The sequence below is a fragment of the Geodermatophilus marinus genome (genome assembly GCF_003428645.1).
In the GTDB taxonomy this organism is placed as follows: Bacteria; Actinomycetota; Actinomycetes; order Mycobacteriales; family Geodermatophilaceae; genus Geodermatophilus.
The window spans coordinates 1-19,106 of sequence record NZ_QVQH01000024.1; the positions used below are offsets into that span (position 1 = coordinate 1).

General features: G+C 69.4%; 21 protein-coding genes, 1 tRNA gene, 3 pseudogenes and 1 other annotated feature. Of the genes and pseudogenes, 11 read left to right on the forward strand and 14 right to left on the reverse strand.

What is annotated here, in order from left to right; all coding sequences use genetic code 11:
* The 3 genes and pseudogenes from D0Z06_RS26490 to D0Z06_RS19955 form a co-directional block, all read right to left on the reverse strand.
* On the reverse strand, nucleotides 1–515 hold a 515-nt coding region (locus D0Z06_RS26490; protein WP_233517833.1), incomplete at its 3' end, for an ISAs1 family transposase.
* 43 nt (nucleotides 516–558) lie between these two features.
* A pseudogene (locus D0Z06_RS27210) lies at nucleotides 559–834 on the reverse strand (transposase family protein); the annotation flags it as partial.
* 334 nt (nucleotides 835–1,168) lie between these two features.
* Nucleotides 1,169–1,263, reverse strand: a tRNA-Sec gene (locus D0Z06_RS19955).
* 609 nt (nucleotides 1,264–1,872) lie between these two features.
* Here D0Z06_RS19955 and D0Z06_RS25130 point away from each other — a divergent pair.
* The gene (locus tag D0Z06_RS25130; protein WP_147332090.1) at nucleotides 1,873–2,157 is read left to right on the forward strand and encodes a carboxymuconolactone decarboxylase family protein; all 285 of its coding nucleotides are present in this window, start codon (nucleotides 1,873–1,875) and stop codon (nucleotides 2,155–2,157) included.
* A gap of 318 nt (nucleotides 2,158–2,475) precedes the next feature.
* On the opposite strand, the gene D0Z06_RS27215 is transcribed toward D0Z06_RS25130, so the two are convergent.
* From D0Z06_RS27215 to D0Z06_RS25525, 4 genes are all read right to left on the reverse strand, one after another.
* On the reverse strand, nucleotides 2,476–2,913 hold the full coding sequence (locus tag D0Z06_RS27215; RefSeq protein WP_147332091.1) for a M67 family metallopeptidase: 438 nt from the start codon (nucleotides 2,911–2,913) through the stop codon (nucleotides 2,476–2,478).
* Nucleotides 2,913–4,430, reverse strand: coding sequence for a hypothetical protein (locus tag D0Z06_RS19965; protein WP_147332092.1), 1,518 nt, complete (start codon nucleotides 4,428–4,430; stop codon nucleotides 2,913–2,915). Before D0Z06_RS19965 ends, D0Z06_RS27215 begins: the two co-directional genes overlap by 1 nt.
* Nucleotides 4,431–4,492: 62 nt before the next feature.
* Complete coding sequence (locus tag D0Z06_RS19970; protein ID WP_117379304.1) at nucleotides 4,493–5,320, reverse strand: hypothetical protein; 828 nt, start codon at nucleotides 5,318–5,320, stop codon at nucleotides 4,493–4,495.
* Nucleotides 5,321–5,467 carry a hypothetical protein gene (locus D0Z06_RS25525; protein ID WP_158580047.1) on the reverse strand — a complete coding sequence of 49 codons (147 nt, stop codon included), beginning with the start codon at nucleotides 5,465–5,467 and terminating at the stop codon, nucleotides 5,321–5,323. It abuts the gene before it with no gap.
* Nucleotides 5,468–6,181: 714 nt separating this feature from the next.
* Between D0Z06_RS25525 and D0Z06_RS19980 the strand changes: the two genes are divergently transcribed.
* Nucleotides 6,182–6,865, forward strand: a complete 684-nt coding sequence (locus tag D0Z06_RS19980; RefSeq protein WP_158580048.1) for an IS110 family transposase — start codon at nucleotides 6,182–6,184, stop codon at nucleotides 6,863–6,865.
* Here D0Z06_RS19980 and D0Z06_RS19985 read toward each other — a convergent pair.
* The 4 genes and pseudogenes from D0Z06_RS19985 to D0Z06_RS20000 all read right to left on the reverse strand — a co-directional run.
* Nucleotides 6,831–7,151: pseudogene (locus D0Z06_RS19985) on the reverse strand (integrase core domain-containing protein); the annotation flags it as partial. The gene D0Z06_RS19980 and the pseudogene D0Z06_RS19985 sit on opposite strands and share 35 nt — an antisense overlap.
* 7 nt (nucleotides 7,152–7,158) lie before the next feature.
* Nucleotides 7,159–8,550, reverse strand: coding sequence for an IS30 family transposase (locus tag D0Z06_RS19990; RefSeq protein ID WP_117379307.1), 1,392 nt, complete (start codon nucleotides 8,548–8,550; stop codon nucleotides 7,159–7,161).
* 58 nt (nucleotides 8,551–8,608) lie between these two features.
* Nucleotides 8,609–9,184 (reverse strand): annotated as a pseudogene (locus D0Z06_RS27285) (IS3 family transposase); the annotation flags it as partial.
* Nucleotides 9,125–9,253, reverse strand: a sequence feature (AL1L pseudoknot). Its footprint overlaps the pseudogene before it by 60 nt.
* Nucleotides 9,214–9,531, reverse strand: coding sequence for a transposase (locus D0Z06_RS20000; RefSeq protein WP_158580050.1), 318 nt, complete (start codon nucleotides 9,529–9,531; stop codon nucleotides 9,214–9,216). It overlaps the preceding feature by 40 nt.
* 57 nt (nucleotides 9,532–9,588) lie before the next feature.
* Between D0Z06_RS20000 and D0Z06_RS20005 the strand changes: the two genes are divergently transcribed.
* From D0Z06_RS20005 to D0Z06_RS20025, 4 genes are all read left to right on the forward strand, one after another.
* Nucleotides 9,589–9,888, forward strand: a complete 300-nt coding sequence (locus tag D0Z06_RS20005) for a transposase (RefSeq protein ID WP_199522436.1) — start codon at nucleotides 9,589–9,591, stop codon at nucleotides 9,886–9,888.
* A 1,000-nt stretch (nucleotides 9,889–10,888) separates the two neighbouring features.
* Entirely contained in the window at nucleotides 10,889–11,185 is a 297-nt protein-coding gene (locus D0Z06_RS20015; RefSeq protein WP_117379310.1) for a hypothetical protein, read from the forward strand.
* Nucleotides 11,186–11,870: 685 nt separating this feature from the next.
* Entirely contained in the window at nucleotides 11,871–12,146 is a 276-nt protein-coding gene (locus D0Z06_RS20020; protein WP_117379311.1) for a type II toxin-antitoxin system Phd/YefM family antitoxin, read from the forward strand.
* Nucleotides 12,143–12,418: a type II toxin-antitoxin system RelE family toxin gene (locus tag D0Z06_RS20025; protein ID WP_117379312.1), complete on the forward strand. Its 276-nt coding sequence runs from the start codon at nucleotides 12,143–12,145 to the stop codon at nucleotides 12,416–12,418. The genes D0Z06_RS20020 and D0Z06_RS20025 overlap by 4 nt, the downstream gene beginning before the upstream one ends.
* A 385-nt stretch (nucleotides 12,419–12,803) precedes the next feature.
* Here D0Z06_RS20025 and istB read toward each other — a convergent pair whose 3' ends face one another.
* Nucleotides 12,804–13,577: an IS21-like element helper ATPase IstB gene (gene istB / locus D0Z06_RS20030; RefSeq protein ID WP_117379313.1), complete on the reverse strand. Its 774-nt coding sequence runs from the start codon at nucleotides 13,575–13,577 to the stop codon at nucleotides 12,804–12,806.
* A complete protein-coding gene (istA, locus tag D0Z06_RS20035) occupies nucleotides 13,574–14,815 on the reverse strand; it encodes an IS21 family transposase (RefSeq protein WP_117379314.1) in 1,242 nt (413 codons plus the stop codon). Before istA ends, istB begins: the two co-directional genes overlap by 4 nt.
* A gap of 489 nt (nucleotides 14,816–15,304) precedes the next feature.
* Between istA and D0Z06_RS20040 the strand changes: the two genes are divergently transcribed.
* The 4 genes from D0Z06_RS20040 (at nucleotide 15,305) to D0Z06_RS20055 (ending at nucleotide 16,911) form a co-directional block, all read left to right on the forward strand.
* Nucleotides 15,305–15,634, forward strand: a complete 330-nt coding sequence (locus tag D0Z06_RS20040; RefSeq protein WP_117379370.1) for a helicase (end) — start codon at nucleotides 15,305–15,307, stop codon at nucleotides 15,632–15,634.
* Nucleotides 15,635–15,762: 128 nt separating this feature from the next.
* Nucleotides 15,763–16,122: a type II toxin-antitoxin system RelE/ParE family toxin gene (locus D0Z06_RS20045; RefSeq protein WP_117379315.1), complete on the forward strand. Its 360-nt coding sequence runs from the start codon at nucleotides 15,763–15,765 to the stop codon at nucleotides 16,120–16,122.
* Nucleotides 16,123–16,159: 37 nt separating this feature from the next.
* On the forward strand, nucleotides 16,160–16,441 hold the full coding sequence (locus D0Z06_RS20050; protein ID WP_199522437.1) for a helix-turn-helix domain-containing protein: 282 nt from the start codon (nucleotides 16,160–16,162) through the stop codon (nucleotides 16,439–16,441).
* A 194-nt stretch (nucleotides 16,442–16,635) separates the two neighbouring features.
* Nucleotides 16,636–16,911 carry a type II toxin-antitoxin system Phd/YefM family antitoxin gene (locus D0Z06_RS20055; protein ID WP_117379317.1) on the forward strand — a complete coding sequence of 92 codons (276 nt, stop codon included), beginning with the start codon at nucleotides 16,636–16,638 and terminating at the stop codon, nucleotides 16,909–16,911.
* Nucleotides 16,912–17,333: 422 nt separating this feature from the next.
* Here the strand turns inward: D0Z06_RS20055 and D0Z06_RS20065 are convergent, their stop codons facing one another.
* The gene (locus D0Z06_RS20065; protein WP_147332093.1) at nucleotides 17,334–18,269 is read right to left on the reverse strand and encodes a hypothetical protein; all 936 of its coding nucleotides are present in this window, start codon (nucleotides 18,267–18,269) and stop codon (nucleotides 17,334–17,336) included.
* Nucleotides 18,270–18,447: 178 nt separating this feature from the next.
* On the opposite strand from D0Z06_RS20065, the gene D0Z06_RS20070 reads away from it, so the two are divergent.
* The gene (locus D0Z06_RS20070) at nucleotides 18,448–19,086 is read left to right on the forward strand and encodes a dihydrofolate reductase family protein (protein ID WP_117379319.1); all 639 of its coding nucleotides are present in this window, start codon (nucleotides 18,448–18,450) and stop codon (nucleotides 19,084–19,086) included.
* Nucleotides 19,087–19,106 lie beyond the last annotated feature (20 nt).

Genomic DNA, 19,106 nt, shown 5'->3' on the forward strand with positions numbered 1-19,106 from the left:
TCGATCACCCCAATGGTGCGGGTCTCGACCCGGCCGTGGCCGACCGAACGGACCCGGGCGGCCTCGGGCACCTGCGCCCACGGCAGCGCCTTGAGCCGGGTGTGCAGCGTCTTCTGGTTGCCCTTGATCCGCAGCATCCAGTGCGCGCCGCGGGAGCGCAGGTCGGCGGCCAGCTCCCGGGCGGTGAACCCGGCATCGACCGTGATCACCGAGTCGGCCAGCAGGCCGCGGTCATCGAGGATGGCGGCCAGCTCTGTGGCGGCGGCGACCTCACCGCCCCTGCCGGCCTCGGCTGAGCAGGCGACCTGGCCGAGGGTGACCCCGCTGGCGTGGTCGTAGCCGGCGACCAGATGGGTGCGCCCGCCACCCTGGGCCGCGGCGGCACGCTGCTCGGGCGTGGCGCGGGGCGCCGATCCGCGCAGCGTCTTGCCGTCGATAGCGATCACCCGCCGGCCGAGGTCGGCCGGCACCAGATCGACGGTCGCGCAGGCGGCCAGCGCCTGCTGGGCGGTCAACCGGCCGACGGCCCAGCCGGCGACCGCCGCCCTGCGCAGCGGCCCACTCGCCGATCGCCACGTACGACGACGCCCCGGTCAGGCAGGCGCACGCCGCGATCGCCAGCATTCCGATCAGCTCATGCCGCCGACCCCGGCGATGACGGGCGTCGGGCACCGCCGCCAACGCGGTGGCCAGCGACGACATCGACGCCGCATCACCGGCGCCGAGCTCGGTGACCAGACTGGCGGCCAGGTGCGCGGGCAGCTCAGCGGGCAGCGTCACCGGCGCCCGTGCGGGCGCCTGGTCGCTCACCGCGCGGGCAGGGGAAGATGCCATCGCGGGTACGGGCTCTCACGGTCGGGGAAGGCTTCGACACCCTCATCCTGCGACCAGCCGGCCCGTACCCGTCCTCACTCCAAGATCAGTTCCTCATCGACGCAGGTCACCGTGGGTCAACACGACTTTGCCGACCCCCTGGGCCCAGGCCCACCTCGACGCCGGCACCACTGACATGCCGATGGCCTTCCCGGTCATGGTGGACATCCCCCCAAGGCTCCGGCGTCCCGCACCAGCCTCCGGCAATCGCCGGCGGGCGCTCATGAGGCTTTCATCTAGCCCCGGCCGTCTCTACAGGCCATAACGCGCTACGAAAGAATGCCCAGAACCGAGTTGGCGGAGGCGGACGGGAATCGAACCCGCCAGGCAGGATGAACTTGCCTCACTGGTTTTGAAGACCAGGCCGACCACCAGGTCGGGTACACCTCCACGCTAGATCATAGCAGAATGCAAGCACGCTTTAAAGCATGTTGGCGCCCCTACGCCGAGCCGACGGCAGTGACACATCAGCCTCAGGACCATACCAGTGAGACGGGCCACGCCGAGACGACTATCGAAGATCCGACACGGTATCGCCCTGACGAGCTCCTCCGGCGCTGAAGGACCGAGAATCCCGGATCAGTGAAGCTCCGTTGGTATGTTCTACGTCGTCCAACAGTGACCGGCTTCAGGGCGCCACCCTAGACATGCCTCGATCCCGACGGACGTGTTCTCTACTGTGGCGCTATCCGGTAGACTCCAGACATGACATGGATAAAGGTGGAGTCGCCAGACGAGCACCCGGGAGTCGCCGACGCGATCGACCGTGCCACTGGCGCGTACCCACCTGGATACGACCCAAGCCGACGTGGCGAGCGTCGCCTTCCTTCTGTAGTGGCCAATGACAGCATCATCATGGCGCACTCGCTCATACCAGCCGCTCTCCAGCACATGATCGCCGGGTTTGGAGCCTTGATGTCACCCGACTTGCCGTTGACGCGTCGGGAGCACGAACTTGTCGCCGCGACGACGTCGACCCTGAACCGGTGCTTCTATTGAATGGAGTCACACGCAGAGTTTCTGCGTCTTGTCACGATGGATGAGGGATTAGCCGAGGCGGTCAAGCGTGACTGGCGGGCCGCGCCACTCTCTGGCCGCGAGCGAGCGATGCTCGCCTATGTTGAAAAGCTCACCCTTGCACCTTCCAAGGTAGGGCGCGATGATGTCGACGCTCTCCGCGGGATGGGACTTGACGACCGCGGCGTCCTGCAGCTCAATCTTATTTGTTCGTGGTTCAATTACATCAATCGGGTCGCGGAAGGGTTAGGAGTCGGCCGCATGTGAATGGCGCACCCCCGAGGCGACAGGGTCAGCCGCCGTACCGCCATGTGCAGCTCTCCAGCTGGACGAGACGGACGAGCGTGTCGTCGCTCGCAAGAGCCGAGAAAAACTTGAGCGCGCGGGGCTGCCGAGGTGCGCCACAGTGATGCCACTTCAGCCTCGCGGGCAGTACCCTGTCTCCGCGGCGCAACGTCCGCCAGATGGGGGTGTGATTCGACATCTCGCGGTGCAGCTCACCTGTAGTCCTAAGCGAACCTCTGGCCCAATGCATGAGGTGACTTGCCTCCTGCGAGTACTAGCCGGCCACGGGCAATTGGCGTTCTACCGGTCGGCCATCACCTCGACCGAAATCGGGTGTAGCGCGCCGCTATCGGTCAGCCAAGCGCCAGTCCGCCACAGTCGCCTACCGACCTCCTGTGACGCCACGACGAGATGGACGCAATTCCAGTCCATGGCGAAGACGCGATCGGCCGGCGACAAGATGGGAGTTCCGCCGGGGTGGGAGTGGTATATGCCCACGAGTTCTAGACCTCGGCGCTTCAGTCTCTGGATGCCGACGAATTGCTCGTAGGGGTCGGCAATGAAGACCCTTCCCTTCGCGAGATTCGTCAGGGGGACGGCGCACCGCGCCACCAAACGGCCACCCTCCTCATTTCCGCCGAGCAATCCGACCACTTCCCCAGCCCCTTGGCGCTCCGCATGCTGAACAACATGCGAAAGAACCGACTGAGGCAGTTGGAGTTGCCGTGGCCTCATCATCACAACTGAGCGAATACCATGTGCGGTGGATCTGGACGGAAGTGGGTGTCCCCCCAGGTGTGCAGCCGCGCACTAACGGCATGAGCCACCACGCACTGGAGGTCGTCCGCTCGGTATATGCGCAGTCCGATCTCAGGCGAGAAGGTGCACACGAACGACCGAGCTGTGTCGCCAACCACTGCCATGGCAACTGGTTCGGCATAACTGAGGTACGAGCGTCTATCGTCATAATCCGGCTCCAACGTATCGGCGCGCAACCTCATCAGTAGGGGAGGCACGTAGCGCATCCTGGCCATGTTTGCAACACGGTCGGGATATGCAGTTGCCACAAAATCAGGCAACAACCGAGGGTGAAAGCCGCTGAAACTCGCGAAGACGAACTCTCCCGAGGGATCGATGTCGAGGTTGATCGGAAGCCAGGTGTGGCCGTGCGAGGTGCGTCGGAAGTCGTACGCGCGCTGCAGGCGGCCAATGGAACTCTTCCCGCCTCTACGCTCGTACCGCATTACCATCCCTGTGTTGAGGGGCTCGATGAGCATTCCGGCGTAGTGCTCCAGGACATTGTCTGGAGACTCCCCGTAACAATTGACGCCCTGCGTCTCCTCGGCAACGTCGGCTTCCTTAAAGTTTGCATACAGGACGAAGCCATCACCGGAGCGGGCATCACAGTCAAGGTGCGAGAGGGCCAAGCCGTTCATCTCCCGTACGCCAGGAAGGAGCTGGGCTTGGATAGTGTGTGCCGTTTCATCAATCTCGAGAGACCAGATCGTGGACGGCTTCATCGGCTCGAGCGTTCGGTCTTCTTCCGTGCGTCTGTACGGGGAAAGATGCTCGATCACTGCTCCTGTCTTCAACAGGCCCACGAAGCGTCTGCCCGCTTCCTCGTAGTAGAACGCGGAATGAAAGTTCGCTCCCTCCAGCGCGTCATCGTCCTGCGGCGGAACGATCGACCACGTCCGAGCGTCACTCGTCCTGGTGTCTAGCTGTATCAGCTTCAATTCCGCTGTCTGAACGGGGGATTCGCGCCGCTCCCGCGTTAAGAGCGACTGGTGGAAGTAGGCGTAGCGTCGGTCGAGGCTTATGGCAAAGTGTGCCGTTGTCGTAACCTGTGGCGCCTGTTCGTCCAGGTCCACGTAACGCAGCACACGGGTAGGATCCCACCGCTTAAGATCTACCTCGAGCGGTGCGCCATACATGAGATTGGTGAACCAGCCTGTGGAACCGACGATGGTGACACCGTGATTGGGTTGAGTGGCGTAGAAGGGGCCGCATCCTCCTCCTCCAGGAAGGTCTGCAGCCCGTGGATCTACGGGCATGATGTGAGCGAGAACCCGCCCCGGACGACCCGGCGTTAGGTCGAGTCTGAGCAGGTCCGCTTGCGAGTCATGCCAGCGCGCGAACTTCTTCTGGTCCTTATGTCTCCGACTCATGGGAACGAAGAGAGACCCGTCAAACTCGGCAGGTATCTCACCTCGCACCATGAGCTCGATCCCCTCGAGGCACGTGGCGGTCGTCATCGATAGCCCCTTCTTGCGGGAGACGCGTGGTCCTGCGGCTGTGACGCGTTCTCCACTGCTCATCAGCCGCTGGCCCTCTCAGGCGGTACGTCTTCGGCGCGTAGGCCTTCCTTCGGCGTCTCGCCGATGAAGGTCCTCCGGTAGTACGCTTGGTGGTCCAGCCGGACCCATCCCTCCGACGAGAGCGGCAGATAGGGATGGGAGACGTCGGTGGGTTCGAGGGTGAGCAAGTGCTCGACGTGGGACGTAGTGCGGTAGAGCCCACCGAAGAGCGGTTTGTCCATCCACTCGATCTGCGATGAGGGAAATGTCATGCGCAAGCATGCGGCCTGCATGAAGACTGGCTCCCCGTTGGCTGACGGACGCCCCGGGGCGTACATGTTGCTTTGTACAACTTCGCCTTGGGCTAGGCGTCGGACCATGTGTTCCAGGGTGCTCGGGAAGCAGCCTGCGTCGTGGAGCAGGAGCCAGAAGACAAGGTCCCGCGTCGAGTAGAAGAAGTTGTAGTTGTACAGTTCGACCGGCTGGATCTCTCCTAGTGCCGCCCACTGGGGGAGAGCCGCGAGGCCGTCCCCAAGCTGTCTTGTCAGCCGATCGAGGGCATCGGCTGGGAGCACCGAGAACTCGGTGTCTGCTGGGAAGGGACCCATCAGATTGAAGTGACTGCCGACGCCTCCCATGACCAAACGACCCAAACGGGTCATGGTCCGGCCATCGTGGATGTGAATGAGCTCCTTGGCGACGACATCAGCAGCCGCCCTCTGCGCGAAGACCTCGGGTACCTCGCTGAAGTCGAACTTGGCAGCTTCTAACGCTCTGACGCGGTCCTCGGTCTCGCGAACCAGGCGGACGAACTCTGGGCCTTCAACTGAAGCCCGGTTAACGGCCATTCAATATTGCCAGGCCCCCACCATGGGTACGTACTCGTCGTCCAACCATGAGGCAAAGGCCGGGTCGGCCTCGAGCAGTGCTCGGTTCGATTCTCTGTACGCGACGACCAGCTTCAGGACCGACTCGCGGTACGCACTCTCGTTCATCGTCTCTCCTCCGCTCGTACGAGGATTGTGGCAGTCCACCGTCACCGATGCGTCACCGATGCGTCACCGTCGCACGATGCCGAGACTCGCTGAGGCGACCCGGCGAGTCGAGAGGCTCCAGTCTTGAGGAGGATTGAGTGGTCGCCGGTCGGAACACGTTCTATTCGCGGCAGCCTCGGGGTCGGGTCGGGCGCGGTCCCTACGTCCAGGTCGGATTGCGCGGCCGGGCGGAGGTGAGGCGGTCGGTCGCGAAGCAGCTCGGGATCGGCTGCACTGGAGCATCCCCGTCGGCTGAACACCTCCAGACTTGGCGCAAGCCAGGGAGGAGAGCCCGGGTGGACCGAGGAACCAAGTACCCTGAGGAGTTCCAGCAGCGCGCTGCGCAGGTGGTGCTCGACGGCCCGCGGCCTGGCCGGCACCCAGCTGGGCGTCTCCGACGCGCACACCGGACTGCACGCCGCGATCGGCGCGGTGCTGCTCGGCGCCGGTTAGCAGCGCTCATCTGCTGACATCAGCTTTGGCGAGAGGTTCCCGCCGGTCACCTCCGCCGCCGGGAGAGGACCTTGGCAGCGTGGCCTTCGAGGTCCAGCGGCAGACCCGTCCCTCCCGGCGGCGGCGGGCTTGGTACTGGCCAGTTGGAGTCGTGCCTCAAGCACCGAGATGAGCGTCCAGCCGCGCCGGCCACGGGGTGACCGGACTCGAAGGGCCAGGTGCATGGGGAACAGCAACACGATCGATCTCAGCGTCGAGGAGGTCTTCATCGGCATCGACTGGGGCGCCAGCCACAATCAACTCTGCGCGGTCAACGCCACCGGAGCGCGGCTACGGCAGGTCCGCGTGGGCCACGACGTCGCCGGCCCCTACCAGCTCGATGCCGAGTTCGCCCGGCTGGGAACCGGCCTGCCGATCCGCGTGGAACGCGCCGAGGGCCTGCTGGTCGAGCGGCTGCAGGCCGGCGGGCACCGCGTCTTCCCGGTCAATCCGCGGATCGCCGTCCGCGCTCGCGAGCGCTACCGGGTGGCCAGCAGCAAAGACGACGTCTTCGACGCCTTCACTCTGGCCGACACCCTGCGCCATGAACACGCGCACTGGCGACCCCTGCCCGTTGCCTCGCCGGCGCTGGCCGAGCGGCGCGCGGTTTCCCGCGACCGGGATCGATTGCTGGAGTTGCAGCAGCGCGTCGAGGCGCAACTGCACGCCATCCTGGACACTTATCACCCGGCGCCGGCGCAGTTGCTCTCCTCGATCGACCGGGACATCACGCTGGCCTTCATCGCCGACTATCCGACCCCGCAGGCCGCCGCCCGCATCGGCGCGCAGCGGATGGCCGCTTTCTGCCGGCGGCAGTTGTCTCGCCCCGAGTTCAGTGGAGGCTCGGAACTGACGCGGCGACGGTAGTCGCCGCGGGGTGGTGCCGGTAGAAGGTGTCCTCGTGCTCGGCCGGTGGGATCAGACCGATCTCGCCATGCAGGCGTCGGTGGTTGAACCAGTCGATGTACTCGGCGGTGGCGAACTCGAGGTCGTCGATGCCCTTCCAGGGGCCCCGGTTGCGCACCAGCTCGGCCTTGAACAGCGAGTTGAACGCCTCGGCCAGCGCGTTGTCGTAGGAGTCGCCGGTGGAACCGACCGAGGCGACCGCGCCGGCCTCGGCGAGGCGCTGGGTGTAGCGCACCGCGAGGTACTGCCTGGGCTCAACCGGTGGTAGCAACACCTGCCTGGTGCAGTGATCGTAGGTGCTCGTCCAGGACCTCCGCGGGGGTCTTCCAGCCCAGGACCTTGCGAGGTCTGCTGTTGATCGCGGCCTGGACGGCGAGCAGGTCGGGCAGGCTCCAGCGGGACAGGTCGGTGCCCTTGGGGAAGTACTGGCGCAGCAACCCGTTGGTGTTCTCGTTCGTGCCGCGCTGCCAGGGGGAGTGCGGGTCGGCGAAGTAGACGGCGATGCCGGTGTCGACCTTGAACTGCGCGTGCGCGGACAGCTCCTTGCCGCGGTCCCAGGTCAGCGACCGCAGCAGCTCGGCGGGCATCGTGCCCATCGTCGTGCTGAGGGCGTCCTTCATGGCAATCGCGCCGTAGCCGCCCAGCGGAGGCCCGTTCTTGACCGGTGGGACGAGGCCGTGCCCGGGCAGGCGCGGCAGGTGGACCAGCAGCGTGTAGCGGCTGGTGCGCTCCACCACGGTGCCGATCGCCGACCGGTTCAGGCCGATGATGAGGTCGCCCTCCCAGTGCCCGGGAACCGCGCGGTCGGCGGCCTCGGCCGGCCGCTGGCTGAGCACCACGTCGGCGGTGACATGCCCCTGCGGCCTGTTGCGGGCGCGTTCCCGGGGCTTGCGCAACGCCCGGCCGGTGCGCAGGCAGGCCACCAGCTCGCGCTCGAGCGCGCCGCGACCCTGGATGTAGAGCGCCTGGTAGATCGCCTCGTGGCTGATGCGCATGTCGGCATCGTCGGGGAAGTCGACCACCAACCGCCGCGCGATCTGCTCCGGGCTCCACGCCCTCGCCCAGCGCCGGTCGGCGCGATGCGGCTTGTTCAGGCCCTTCCACGTCGTCGCCGGCCCGGCGGCCGGGCTGCCATCGGGGCGCTGCAGCTGCCCGGACAGCCGCTCCTGGACGTAGTGCTGCAGCCGCGGGTTGGTCGCGAGCTTGGCCGGCTTGGGCCGCCGGGCGGCGGTCTGGGCCTTCCACTGCGCGACGCTGGCCCGGTACTCAAGCTTGCCGCTGCGGGTGGCGGCGTTGCGCCGCAGCTCGCGCGAGATCGTGCCGGGATCACGCCGGAGCGCACGCGCGATCGCCCGCACCCCGACGCCCCGAGACGTGAGCAGCGCGAGCTCCTCGCGCTCGTGGAACGACAGGTACCGGCCGGTGGGCTCGGCCAGGCTCAGCGGCGGCATGCCGCCAGCGCGGCGAAACCAGCGGGAGCCGACCGGCGTGGACACGCCCACCTCGAGCGCGGCGTCCTCGGTGCGCCGGCCCAGCGCGATCAGCCGCCAGAAGGCGCGCTCGACATGCCGGGCCGGCATCGGCCGCCCCGGCGAGCGCATCGCCGGACGCAGCGCCCGATCGGCTTGCTGCTGACGTCGTGCCATCGCACACCTCCGTGATCATGAGGTGTTGCGACGACCGGTGGAATCCGCCCTGCCCGCCCTTGTCCGAGTGGTGCACCAGCCCTGTCACGTCGCGGCCGGCCCGGCGGCGGGTCCAGATGCCCATCTCCAGCGCGTCCAGCGCGAGGTCGGTGCGCAGGCTCTTGGACAGCTGCCAGCCCACCACCCGGCGGGAGAACACGTCGATGACGAAGGCGGCGTACACCCAGCCGGAGAAGGTCCGGCAGTAGGTGATGTCGGCAACCCACAGCTGGTCCGGTCCGGTTGCGGTGAACGCCCGCTCCACCAGGTCCGGGCGGGTGTCCGGGCCCGTTCCGGGCACCGTGGTCCGCGGGCCCTTCGCCCGCGTGATCCCGCGCAGGCCGGCGGCGCGCATCAGCCGCTCGACCGTGCACCGGGCCACCGCGTGACCCTGCCGGCGCAACTGGGCGTGCACCTTGCGGGCGCCGTAGACACCGAAGTTCTCCTCGTGCACCTGCTCGATCGCCGCCGTGGTCGCCGCGTCGGTGAGCGACCGCGCCGAGGGCGGCCGCGTGCGGTGCGCGTAGTAGGTGCTCGGGGCGATCTTGACGCCGGCCTCGGTGAGGACACGGCAGATCGGCTCGACCCCGTGCACGAGCTTGTGCTGATCGATGAAGGCGACGATCAGCGAGACGGGCGGTCGAGCTCCGCCGCGAAGAAAGCCGACGCGCTCTTCAGGATCGCGTTCGCCCGGCGCAGCTCCCGGTTCTCCCGCTCCAGCTCGGCCAGCCGGGTGGCGTCATCGGTCGTGGTGCCTGGCCGGTGGCCCTCGTCGATCTCGGCCTGGATGACCCAGTTGCGCAGCGTCTCGGGGTTGATGCCCAGCTGCTCGCCGATCCGCTTCAACGCCCCGGCCCGGGTGGCCGGGTCACGCCGGGCGTCGACCGCCATCCGGGTCGCCCGCTCCCGCAGCTCGTCGGGGTACTTCCTGGGTGCCGCCATGAATCTCATCCTCCGTGGATTGAGAGCCTCCATCAGACCCGGGGCGAGACAGACCGGGTGCTGGCCGATCGCGCCTACTCCGGCCGCGGCAACCGCGCCTACCTGCGTCGACGCGGTATCCCGGCGACCATTCCGAACAAGGTCGACCAGCTTGCCCACCGCCGCGCGAAGGGCTCGGCCGGTGGCCGGCCGCCGGCGTTCGACCGGGAGCGGCACGCCGTGGAGTGCGGCATCAACCGGCACAAGCAGAACCGCGCGTTCGCCACGCGATACGACAAGCTCGCCGTCCGCTATGACGCCACCGTCGAGATCACCAACATCAACATCTATCTGCGCGACTTATCAAACAGGGCCTAGGCGCAGGACATGAGCCCTCTCGCTCGCGCCGTCAGCGGGCTCTCAGCCAAGCCCTTCCACCGCTCGACGACCCTCTTCTCGCCCTGGCACCGCCGCGCCGACCGACCCCTCGATCGCTACTGGCGAAGACCAAGATCGCGAGGCATCACACCTCTTGCACTCCGGGTCCGTCAACTCGTCGGACGGGTTTCAGGAGGTTGCCCCGGACGCTGAGGGCATGGCAGTTGGAGGAAGCGCCGACTACCGAGCTCGCCGGCGGGAAGCCGAACGACAACGTCGGGAACGGACCGCGCGGCGAGGAAGCTCCGACCAGTCCGCGGGGGCCGACGTGCCGGCGCGCACAGCCTCTGATGGCGGTGCGCGGCGGGCAGCCGCTGAGTCCTGCGCCTGGTGCGGCGGTGCCATCACGCCACGGTCTCGAGGGCCCATCCCGAAGTGGTGCTCGGACAGCTGCCGACGGCGCGCATGGGAGCAGGGCCGTGCGGCGGCCTCCGGGCGCTCAGCTGTGGAAGTGGTCGAGCGCCGAGTCGAGATTCCGACCCCGCTCGCGCCGACGCGTCGGGACTGGGGACCGCTCCTCATCGAGCTGGCCCGCCAACTGGAGGACGGCCGCGTCTATGACCGTGACCTCGTTGCACTCGCCATGGCGCTGAACACCGTCCTCGATGCCTACAGCCGACGCCCCTACGTCCGGGACCGGAGCCGCACAAGAGGCTTCCCCCATCTGCGATGAGCGCCCCGGGCCGGGTTTAGCTCTGGAGCCTTCGGCCTGCGCGGCATGCCTTGAACCCTGAGCGCAAGCCGGAGTCTCCAGTTGTTCTGCAGTGGAGACGACACGGGAAGGACCGGAGCACCAGTCACCGCGGCCGCCAGAGGTCGGGAGCCCGCGTCGCTGGGACTGCGGATGAACAGGAGACTTCAAGCGCCCTCGATCACGAGGGTCCGTACAGGGACTGCCTTGCCGGAGATAAACCGGAGAAGCAACCGCAGCCTGGCCTCCATGACGGCCGACCGCTCCCTGATCGCGCGCTTGGCTGCGCACGAGTCGTGGGCCAACACGGCCGACCCCAGTGCGCGGACGGCGCCGGCACGTCGCGCGCTGCTGGATCGCTTCGAGCGTCAGGTCGACCCCGACGGCGTGCTGTCACCGGAAGAGCGGGCGCGCCGGGCCGGGCACGCGCGCAAGGCCTACTTCGTTCGCCTCGCGCTGCGGTCGGCCCAGGCACGGCGGAAAGCGCCCGGCGCCAGCGACGAAGCCGGGCGGTCGAGCAGACCGGACGAGAACCAGCCGGAGTAGCCAGGCCGCCCTCATCGACTCGGACGAGCGGTCCGTCGGAACGCACCGATGATCGCCGAGGAGTATCCGACCGCACGGAGGTCGGAGCGCCCGAGCCCTCCCCCGCGGCTTGCCGAAGACGGCCCGATCGGGTCTCGTGCGGCAGCGAGCACCATTACCGTGACGGCGGTCGTGGTGGCACGGCAGTGGGACTCTCGCCCGGCTCCAAGGCCCGGGAACTCGCCCGATAACCCACCCGCTTACGCTCATGCACGACCTGCGGTTTCGCCGCTCTGAACAGCGCTTTCGGGTTCTGCTCCCCGAAAATGCCGGGAGAACCCATGCGGGTCCAACCGAGCAGGGCCAGGCGTCCGACCAGCGCGGACGACTGAACCGGCGCTCCGCGACAGGGAAGCACGGCGCACCCTCGACGGACAACCCGCGTTCTTCAGTAGATCTCGCGTACTCCTCCGGTCGCCTCTCGCGGCGCATGCTCGATCGACGATGACGGCGAGGTGTGGGCCCGAGCGCTGCAGGCCGCCCCGGCGAGGACTGCCTGGGGAGATGGAGCTCCCGGGTCGCAGCAGAGGTGGCCGGATCGCAACTGTCGTCGCCCCCCTGCTGCGAGGCCCCTCCACCCGCATCCCACGGCAACCCTCGGCCGCGCTCCTTGACCCCAGCCAGCGGTCTGACCAAAATTAAGGTCATGACGACGCAGTCGCTGGCAGCGGTCAAGGCGCACTTCAGCCAGGTGATCGACGAGGTCGCCGGCACGCACGAGCGCGTCACCGTCACGAGGAACGGCAGCCCGGTCGCGGTCATCCTCGCCGTCGAGGACTACGAGTCCCTGATGGAGACCCTGGAAACTCTGTCCGATCCCCGAGCGCGCTCGGACATCAGGCAGGCAGAGGAATCGATGGCCGCCGGTGAGGTCTACGGCGAGGTCGAGGTGCGTGCCGCACTCGCGGCCCGTCGGCGGTGAGCGGCCCTCATCGGTACACCGTCGTCCTCTCGGCGGCGGCCAAGCGGGCGATCGAGCGAGACCTCCCCGAGCGGGTGGCCGTCGCGGTCGTCGACTTCCTCTACGGGCCGCTGGCTGCGGACCCGTACCGCGTCGGGAAGCCGCTGCGCTTCGATCTCGAGGGCTACTGGTCCGCGCGACGGGGCCAGTACCGCGTCATCTACTCGATCCACGACGACGAGGTCCTGGTCAGGGTCGTGCGCATCTCGCACCGCGCCGACGTCTACAGCTGACCGGCATCTCCGTGCCAGCACCGGGCATGCGCGGAAGCACTGTGTCCCTCCTCGGACGCAGCAGCGAGACCCGTGGCCGGTGCCCCTCTCTCCGTGCCCCGAACCATACGGGTGGGTGGCCGGCTCGACGGCCGGGCGAGGATCGGGGCCGGGAAGGCACGGGACGGGCATCTGCGCGGACTCCGGGCGAGAGAACTCGCCCGATAACCCACCCGCTTTCGCTCATCCCCGACCTGCAGTTCTGCCGCTCTGAACAGCGGTTTCGTGTGTCACACCCCGAAGATGCCGGGAGAACCCATGCGGGTCCAACCGAGCAGGGCCAAGCGTGTCAACGACGCTCGAAAGTTGACCCCCTAGCGACGGCCGAAAGTTGACCCCCTGCTGGTCATGCGTCTTCGGTGGCGGCCGCGGAGCGGCCGAGGTCTCGGTCTTTGAGCCGGTAGCTGTCGCCCTTGAGGGAGATGACCTCGGCGTGGTGGACCAGCCGGTCGATCATGGCGGCGGCGACGACCTCGTCGCCGAAGACCTCGCCCCAGCGGCCGAAGGGCTTGTTGCTGGTCACGATCAGGGAGGCCCGCTCGTAGCGGCTGGAGACGAGCTGGAAGAACAGGTTGGCGGCCTCGGGCTCGAAGGGCACGTAGCCGACCTCGTCGACGACCAGCAGCGGGTAGCGGCCCAGCCGGCGCAGTTCCTGCTGCAGGACTCCGGCGTGGTGGGCCTCGGCCAGGCGGGTGACCCACTCGGTGGCGGTGGCGAACAGCACCCGGTGCCCGGCCTGGCAGGCCCGGATGGCCAGGCCGGTGGCCAGGTGGGTCTTGCCGGTGCCGGGCGGGCCGAGGAGCAGCACGTTCTCCTTCGCGGTGACGAAGTCCAGGGTGCCCAGGTGCGCGATCAGGTCCCGTTTGAGGCCGCGGGCGTGGTCGAAGTCGAACTCCTCCAGGCTCTTGCGGGCCGGGAACCGGGCGGCGCGGATGCGGCCCTCGCCGCCGTGGGACTCCCGCGCGGCGACCTCCCGCTGCAGGCAGGCGATGAGGAACTCCTCGTGCGACCAGGACTGCTCGCGAGCCCGTTCGGCCAGCCGCGGCACCGCCTCCCGCAGGGTCGGTGCCTTCAGCGCCCGGGTCAGGAACGCCACCTCGGCGGCCAGGTCCCGGCTCATGCCACGCCTCCGTCGGTGAGCCCGAGCGCGGCGTCGTAGTCGCTCAGCGGCCGGATCTCGACTTCCTCGGTGGCCGGGGCCGGGCGGAGCAGCCCGATCCGGGCGGCGCGCAACGCCTTGGCGGCGGTGATGTGCTCGGCGGCCGAGATCGTCTGGTGCCGGGCCCAGATCCGCTCGTGGTCGGCCACGACCCGCCCGTCGCAGAGCACCCGCACCCGGTGCAGGTCGGCGAGCACCTCGACCCGGCGGCCGATCACCGCCGGATGGACCGAGTAGTCGTTGCCGTCCAGGCGCACGTAGTGGTCCCGGGCCAGCCGCGTGCTGCTGCGCCAGCCGGTGGCCGGGGCGACCGGCGGCAGGGTGAGCATCCGCTCCAGATCGGCGGCGATCCGCTCGGTCGGCGCGCATCCCAGCGCCCGCCGGGGACGGGTGTTCACCAGCGCCAGCCAGGCGGCCAGTTGGGCGTTGAAGTCCGCCGGGCCGGTGAACGTCCTCCCGGGCAGGAACGAGCGCTCCAGGTAGTCGTGCAGCCGCTCGACCAGACCCTTGGCCTCGGGATCGGCCGGCCGGCAGATCAGCACCTTCGCCGCCAGCGTGCCGCGGAAGGCCTGGCAGTCGGCGGTGAGCTCGCTGCGCCCGCCGCGCCAGCGGCCGACCGCGCCCTCGCCGTCCCAGACCAGCGCCCGCGGCACCGCTCCGAGCGCGGCGAGCAGCTGCCACCAGCCGGCGAACAGGTCCTCGGCGGTGCGCGAGGGGATCAGGACCCCGGCGGCCCAGCGGGAGTAGCCGCAGACCATCGTCAGCACCGGCAGCTGCTTGGCGGTGCGGTGCTGACCGGAGCCGACCGGCAGCGTGATCGGCGGGAACCACAGGTCGCACTGGGCGATCTCGCCGGCCACATAGGCGGTGCGAGACGCCGGATCCGGGGGCAGATACACCGGCCGTAGCTCGGCGACCCGCTTCTTCAGCACCGTCATCGACCGGGTCCAGCCGATCCGCTCGGCGATCACCGTGGCCGGCATCGTCGGGAACGCCTGCAGCAGCTCCCGGATCCGCGGCTCGACCTCGTCGACGATCGAGGTCTGCCCGACCCGCTCGTACTTCGGTGGCCGGTCGGCCCGCAACGCGGACCGCACGGTGTTCCGCGAGACGCCCAGCACCCGGGCGATCTGCTTGATCGGGATGCCCTCGGCCCGATGCAGCCGGCGGATCTCCGCCCAGTCCTCCACGGACAACACCTCGTCCCTCCCCGGCTCGGCTCGAGCCAGGGTCTCGGGAGGGGGTCAGTTTTCGAGTGTCGCGAGGGGGTCAGTTTTCAGGCGCCGTCGACACAAGCGTCCTACCAGCGCGGACGGGTGATCCGGCCGCTCCACAACAGGAGAGCACGGCGCACACTCGACGGACAACCCGCGTACTTCAGTAGTTCTCGCGTACTCCTCCAGTCGCCCTTCCTGCTACCCGGGGCCGCTCACGAGGCATCGCGGCTGATCGAGCTCTACAGCCGGAGCGTCCGCTCCTCCGCTGGCAGGCTGGCACCGCCGCGAGCCGGTGCCCGACGAGCTCCCCCGGCGCGCGATCGCCACGTCACCGGCCGAGCCGGCCGGAGCCACTGAGCACTCACCGTCGGCACACGGCTACGCGGCAGGCGTCGGGGGCGGCCGGTGGCTGGGCCCCGGTCTCTGCGGGTGCTCCTCGGTCCGCGCCGAGTCAGCCGGGTCCGCGGCGGCATGGGTGCAGGCGCCCGCGCCGCGGCCCTCGCCCGGCTCGAGCCCCGCCCCGGCGGGCCCTCCCTGCTGGCCGTCGCCTCGGGTCCCTACATCGGCGAGGGCTTCGACTGCCCTGCGTTGGGCACCCTCTTCCTCGCGGCCCCGGTCGCCTTCAAGGGTCGTGTGGTCCAGTACGCCGGACGGATCCTGCGCCCCCACCCCGGCAAGACCACCGCCGAGGTGCACGACTACCACGACGTCGCCACCGGCGTCCTCGCCTCGTCCCTGGCCAAGCGCGCTCCCGGCTGCACCAGCCTCGGATTCGCTGACCCACGCCGGCTGACCCAGTGAGAAGGCCGGCTCACCGGCCCGCCGACCGTCGGTGGGGCGCGGACGCCGGAAGCCCGGGCCGTACCGTACTCCCACGGCCGAGGGAGCAGGAACACCGGGAAACAACGTGAGCGTTATATGGTGGGCTCGTGTGGGAGGTGGTGCTCCTCGACGAGGTCAGCGACTGGTTCCTGGCCCTGGACAGGCCCACCGCCAACCTCGTCGCCGCGGCCATCGATCTCCTGGCCGACGAGGGACCGTCGCTCGGCCGGCCCCTCGTCGACCGGGTGAAGGGCAGCTCTCGCCACAACATGAAGGAACTGCGGCCGGGCTCACGTGGACGGAGCGAAGTACGGATCCTGTTCGTCTTCGACCCGGGGCGACAGGCAGTCCTCCTCGTCGCCGGAGACAAAGCCGGTCGGTGGAGCGACTGGTACCGCAGCAACATCCCCGTCGCGGAAGCTCGCTACGACGAGTGGCTCCGTGGCGAACGAGCGGAGGAGACCTGACGTGGCACGGCAGTGGAGGGACGTCCGCACGGACGGCGTGAACAGCGGCCTAGTGGACGAGCAGCGCGTCGAGCAGGAGCGGCGGAAGCTCGCCGACGCCGTCCAGGCCCAGCGATTGGCCGACATCCGCAAGGCACACGCCCTCAACCAGCGAGCCCTCGCCGACCGGATGAACGTGAGCCAGGCGCGCATCAGCAAGATCGAGCACGGGGCACTCATCCACACCGAACTCGGCACGCTCGAGTCCTACGTCGAGGCTCTCGGCGGCAGGCTCCGCGTCGTCGCCGAGTTCGACGACCAGACCATCGCACTGCACTGATCACAGCCCGCCGCGCCCACGGAACAGCGTCTTGCCACATGCGGCGGGCGCCGAAGTCCATCGCCGGGGTGCACGGTCGACAGCGCTCCGCACGACGACGCAGCGATGACTGCGAGGCCCCCCCACCCGCATCCCGCAGCAACCCCCGGCGCGCTCCTCGACCCCAGCCCGGCCGGCTGACCAGGATCGAGGTCATGGCGACGCAGTCGCTGGCAGCGGTCAAGGCGCACTTCAGCGAGGTGATCGACGAGGTCGCCGGCACCCACGAGCGCGTCACCGTCACGAGGAACGTCAGCCCGGTCGCGGTCATCCTCGCCGTCGAGGACTACGAGTCCCTGGTGGAGACCCTGGAGGTCCTCCCCGATCCTCGAGCCCGCTCGAACATCAGGCAGGCCGAGGAGACGATGGCCGCCGGTGACGTCTACGGCGAGGTCGAGGTGCGCGCCGCCCTCGCGGCCCGTCGGCGGTGAGCGGCCCTCGTCGCCACACCGTCGTCCTCTCGGCAGCGGCGAAGCGTGCCATCGAGCGAGACCTCCCCGAGCCGGTGGCCGTCGCGGTCGTCGACTTCCTCTTCGGGCCGCCGGCTGCGGACCCGTACCGCGTCGGGAGGCCGCTGCGCTCCGATCTCGAGGGCTACTGGGCTGCGCTGCGCGGCGGGGCCAGTACCGCGTCATCTACTCGATCCACGACGACGAGGTTCTCGTCAGGGTCGTGCGCATCTCGCACCGCGCCGACGTCTACGGCTGACCGGTAGCTCCGTGCCGGCACCGGCTCGTGCAGAAGCGCTGCACTCTCCTCGGACACGGCAGGGAGGCCAGGGGCCGGTGTCCCCTCTCCACTCCCCCACCGAACGATGGACGGCCGGCTCGACGGCGGGGCCGGCCGGGCCGGATCACGCGGGCGGAACCGTCTGACCGTGGAACAGCAGGGACGTGCCGACGTTCGCCGAGACGCCGACGAGGGCGCCGCCGGCACCCCCGGCCGCAGCCACCTCGACCGTCCCCGCCACCGTGACGTTCGCAGCGGTGATCAGGACCCCACCCACGGTGTACAGCAGCCGCCGACCCCGGAGCGACCTCCACCAACCACGACGCCCGACCGGTGTGCCCGGGTCCTGCCGGGTGACCACCGGGTCGGGTTGGTCCAGGTGAGCCAGGGCGGCAGCAGAGCCGCCGCACAGCACGGCCCGGACCGCCCGGACGCGGTCCAGGATCGAGTCGGGCGTGATCTCCGTCGAGGGGGCCGGCGCGAGGCGCTGGATGGCCCATGCCTCGTCGATGAGCGCCTGCGCGCTCTCCTGCGGCAGCCCGGCCAGCACGAGAAGACGCACCTCTGCCCGGCGGTACGGCTCGCTGTCCCAGTGATCCGGCGTTCCGGTGACGTTCCCGACGTGCTCGCGCAGGTCGGAGAGCACGGTCCGGTCCGCGAGCAGCGCGCCGAGCCCCTCGCAGGCCAACCGGGCCGCGGTGGCCCGCATCTCGACAGCAGCCGCGAAGTCGCCGGGTGCGCGCTCCTCCGCCGCTGCGAGCAGGTGCTCCACCCGGCGGTAGCGGTCAGCCAGGACCGCGACCCCCGTCCGCGGCGGCTCACCCGGCGCATCGGGGGACGGTGATCCCGCTGCCGGCGCCAACGCGGCAACTGCTCGGTCCACGCGTTCGACGTCGAGGCGCAGTCGGCGGACCTCCGTCAGCACGTCCTCGATGGAGTCGCCCGGCGGGCCGGCGGTCGCTGCACCGCCGCGCGGTGCCGCCCTGTCCGGCTCGCCCGAGGACTCCTGGTCGGCGATGTCGACCGACGCCTGCGGGGGCATGTCTGCAGATCCGGGCACGCCCCGATGTGAGCACGTCCTGCGTCACCGGACCGTCACGACCGTCACCGCTGCTCCCTCGGGACCCCTGCTCCGGTCCTGGCCCTCGACGCCCCCGGTCCGCCGGCGCACCGCTGAGTTCGCCGGCACCCGCCGGTCCAACCCTCGCAGGAGACCGCCACCTCACCGGGAGCAGGGCATGGGCCTCATCCACATCGAGCTGTTCGCGACCCTCGACCTCGTCGGGCAGGCGCCCGGCGGCCCCGACGAGGACCCGGAGGGGTTCCCGTTCGGCGGCTGGCAGGCGCCGCTGCTGGACGAGGTCGCCGAGGCGCAGGTCGGGGCCGCGTACGAGGGCACCGACGCCCTCCTGCTCGGCCGGCGGACGTACGACATCTTCGCCGCCTACTGGCCGCACCAGGAGGGCGGCCCGGACGACGGGATCGCCCGGCTGTTCAACCGCGTCCCCAAGTACGTGGCCTCCCGCGGCCGGCCTGACCTCTCGTGGGCCGGGTCCGCGCAGCTGGGCCCGGATCTCGCGGGCGCGGTGCGCGGGATCCGGGACCGGCACGAGCAGGTGAAGGTCGTCGGGAGCCTGGACCTGGTGCAGACCCTGCTGCGCGAGAAGCTCTTCGACCGGCTCGACCTCTGGGTGCACCCGGTCGTGCTCGGCGTCGGCAAGAAGGTGTTCGACGGGGGCGCGGTGCCCACGAACGTCACCCTCCTCGAACCACCGGCGGCCAGCCCGAAGGGCACCGTGTACCTGCGCTACGGGCTGGCCGCCGGCACGCCCGGGACGGGGGACATGAGCGCCCCCGACCGCGGTGCCGCGCCGTGAGCGACCCGCCGGCCGGCGAC

Coding starts and splice junctions, on each gene's coding strand:
- D0Z06_RS25525 (WP_158580047.1), bottom strand. CDS start 5,467: ATGAACGAGAGTGCGTACCGCGAGTCGGTCCTGAAGCTGGTCGTCGCG.
- D0Z06_RS19980 (WP_158580048.1), top strand. CDS start 6,182: ATGGGGAACAGCAACACGATCGATCTCAGCGTCGAGGAGGTCTTCATC.
- D0Z06_RS20055 (WP_117379317.1), top strand. CDS start 16,636: ATGGCGACGCAGTCGCTGGCAGCGGTCAAGGCGCACTTCAGCGAGGTG.
- istB (WP_117379313.1), bottom strand. CDS start 13,577: ATGAGCCGGGACCTGGCCGCCGAGGTGGCGTTCCTGACCCGGGCGCTG.
- D0Z06_RS19965 (WP_147332092.1), bottom strand. CDS start 4,430: ATGACGACCGCCACGTGCCTCGAGGGGATCGAGCTCATGGTGCGAGGT.
- D0Z06_RS20040 (WP_117379370.1), top strand. CDS start 15,305: ATGGGTGCAGGCGCCCGCGCCGCGGCCCTCGCCCGGCTCGAGCCCCGC.
- D0Z06_RS19990 (WP_117379307.1), bottom strand. CDS start 8,550: ATGGCACGACGTCAGCAGCAAGCCGATCGGGCGCTGCGTCCGGCGATG.
- D0Z06_RS20015 (WP_117379310.1), top strand. CDS start 10,889: ATGACGGCCGACCGCTCCCTGATCGCGCGCTTGGCTGCGCACGAGTCG.
- D0Z06_RS20070 (WP_117379319.1), top strand. CDS start 18,448: ATGGGCCTCATCCACATCGAGCTGTTCGCGACCCTCGACCTCGTCGGG.
- D0Z06_RS25130 (WP_147332090.1), top strand. CDS start 1,873: ATGGAGTCACACGCAGAGTTTCTGCGTCTTGTCACGATGGATGAGGGA.
- D0Z06_RS20000 (WP_158580050.1), bottom strand. CDS start 9,531: ATGGCGGCACCCAGGAAGTACCCCGACGAGCTGCGGGAGCGGGCGACC.
- D0Z06_RS20020 (WP_117379311.1), top strand. CDS start 11,871: ATGACGACGCAGTCGCTGGCAGCGGTCAAGGCGCACTTCAGCCAGGTG.
- D0Z06_RS19970 (WP_117379304.1), bottom strand. CDS start 5,320: ATGGCCGTTAACCGGGCTTCAGTTGAAGGCCCAGAGTTCGTCCGCCTG.
- D0Z06_RS27215 (WP_147332091.1), bottom strand. CDS start 2,913: ATGATGAGGCCACGGCAACTCCAACTGCCTCAGTCGGTTCTTTCGCAT.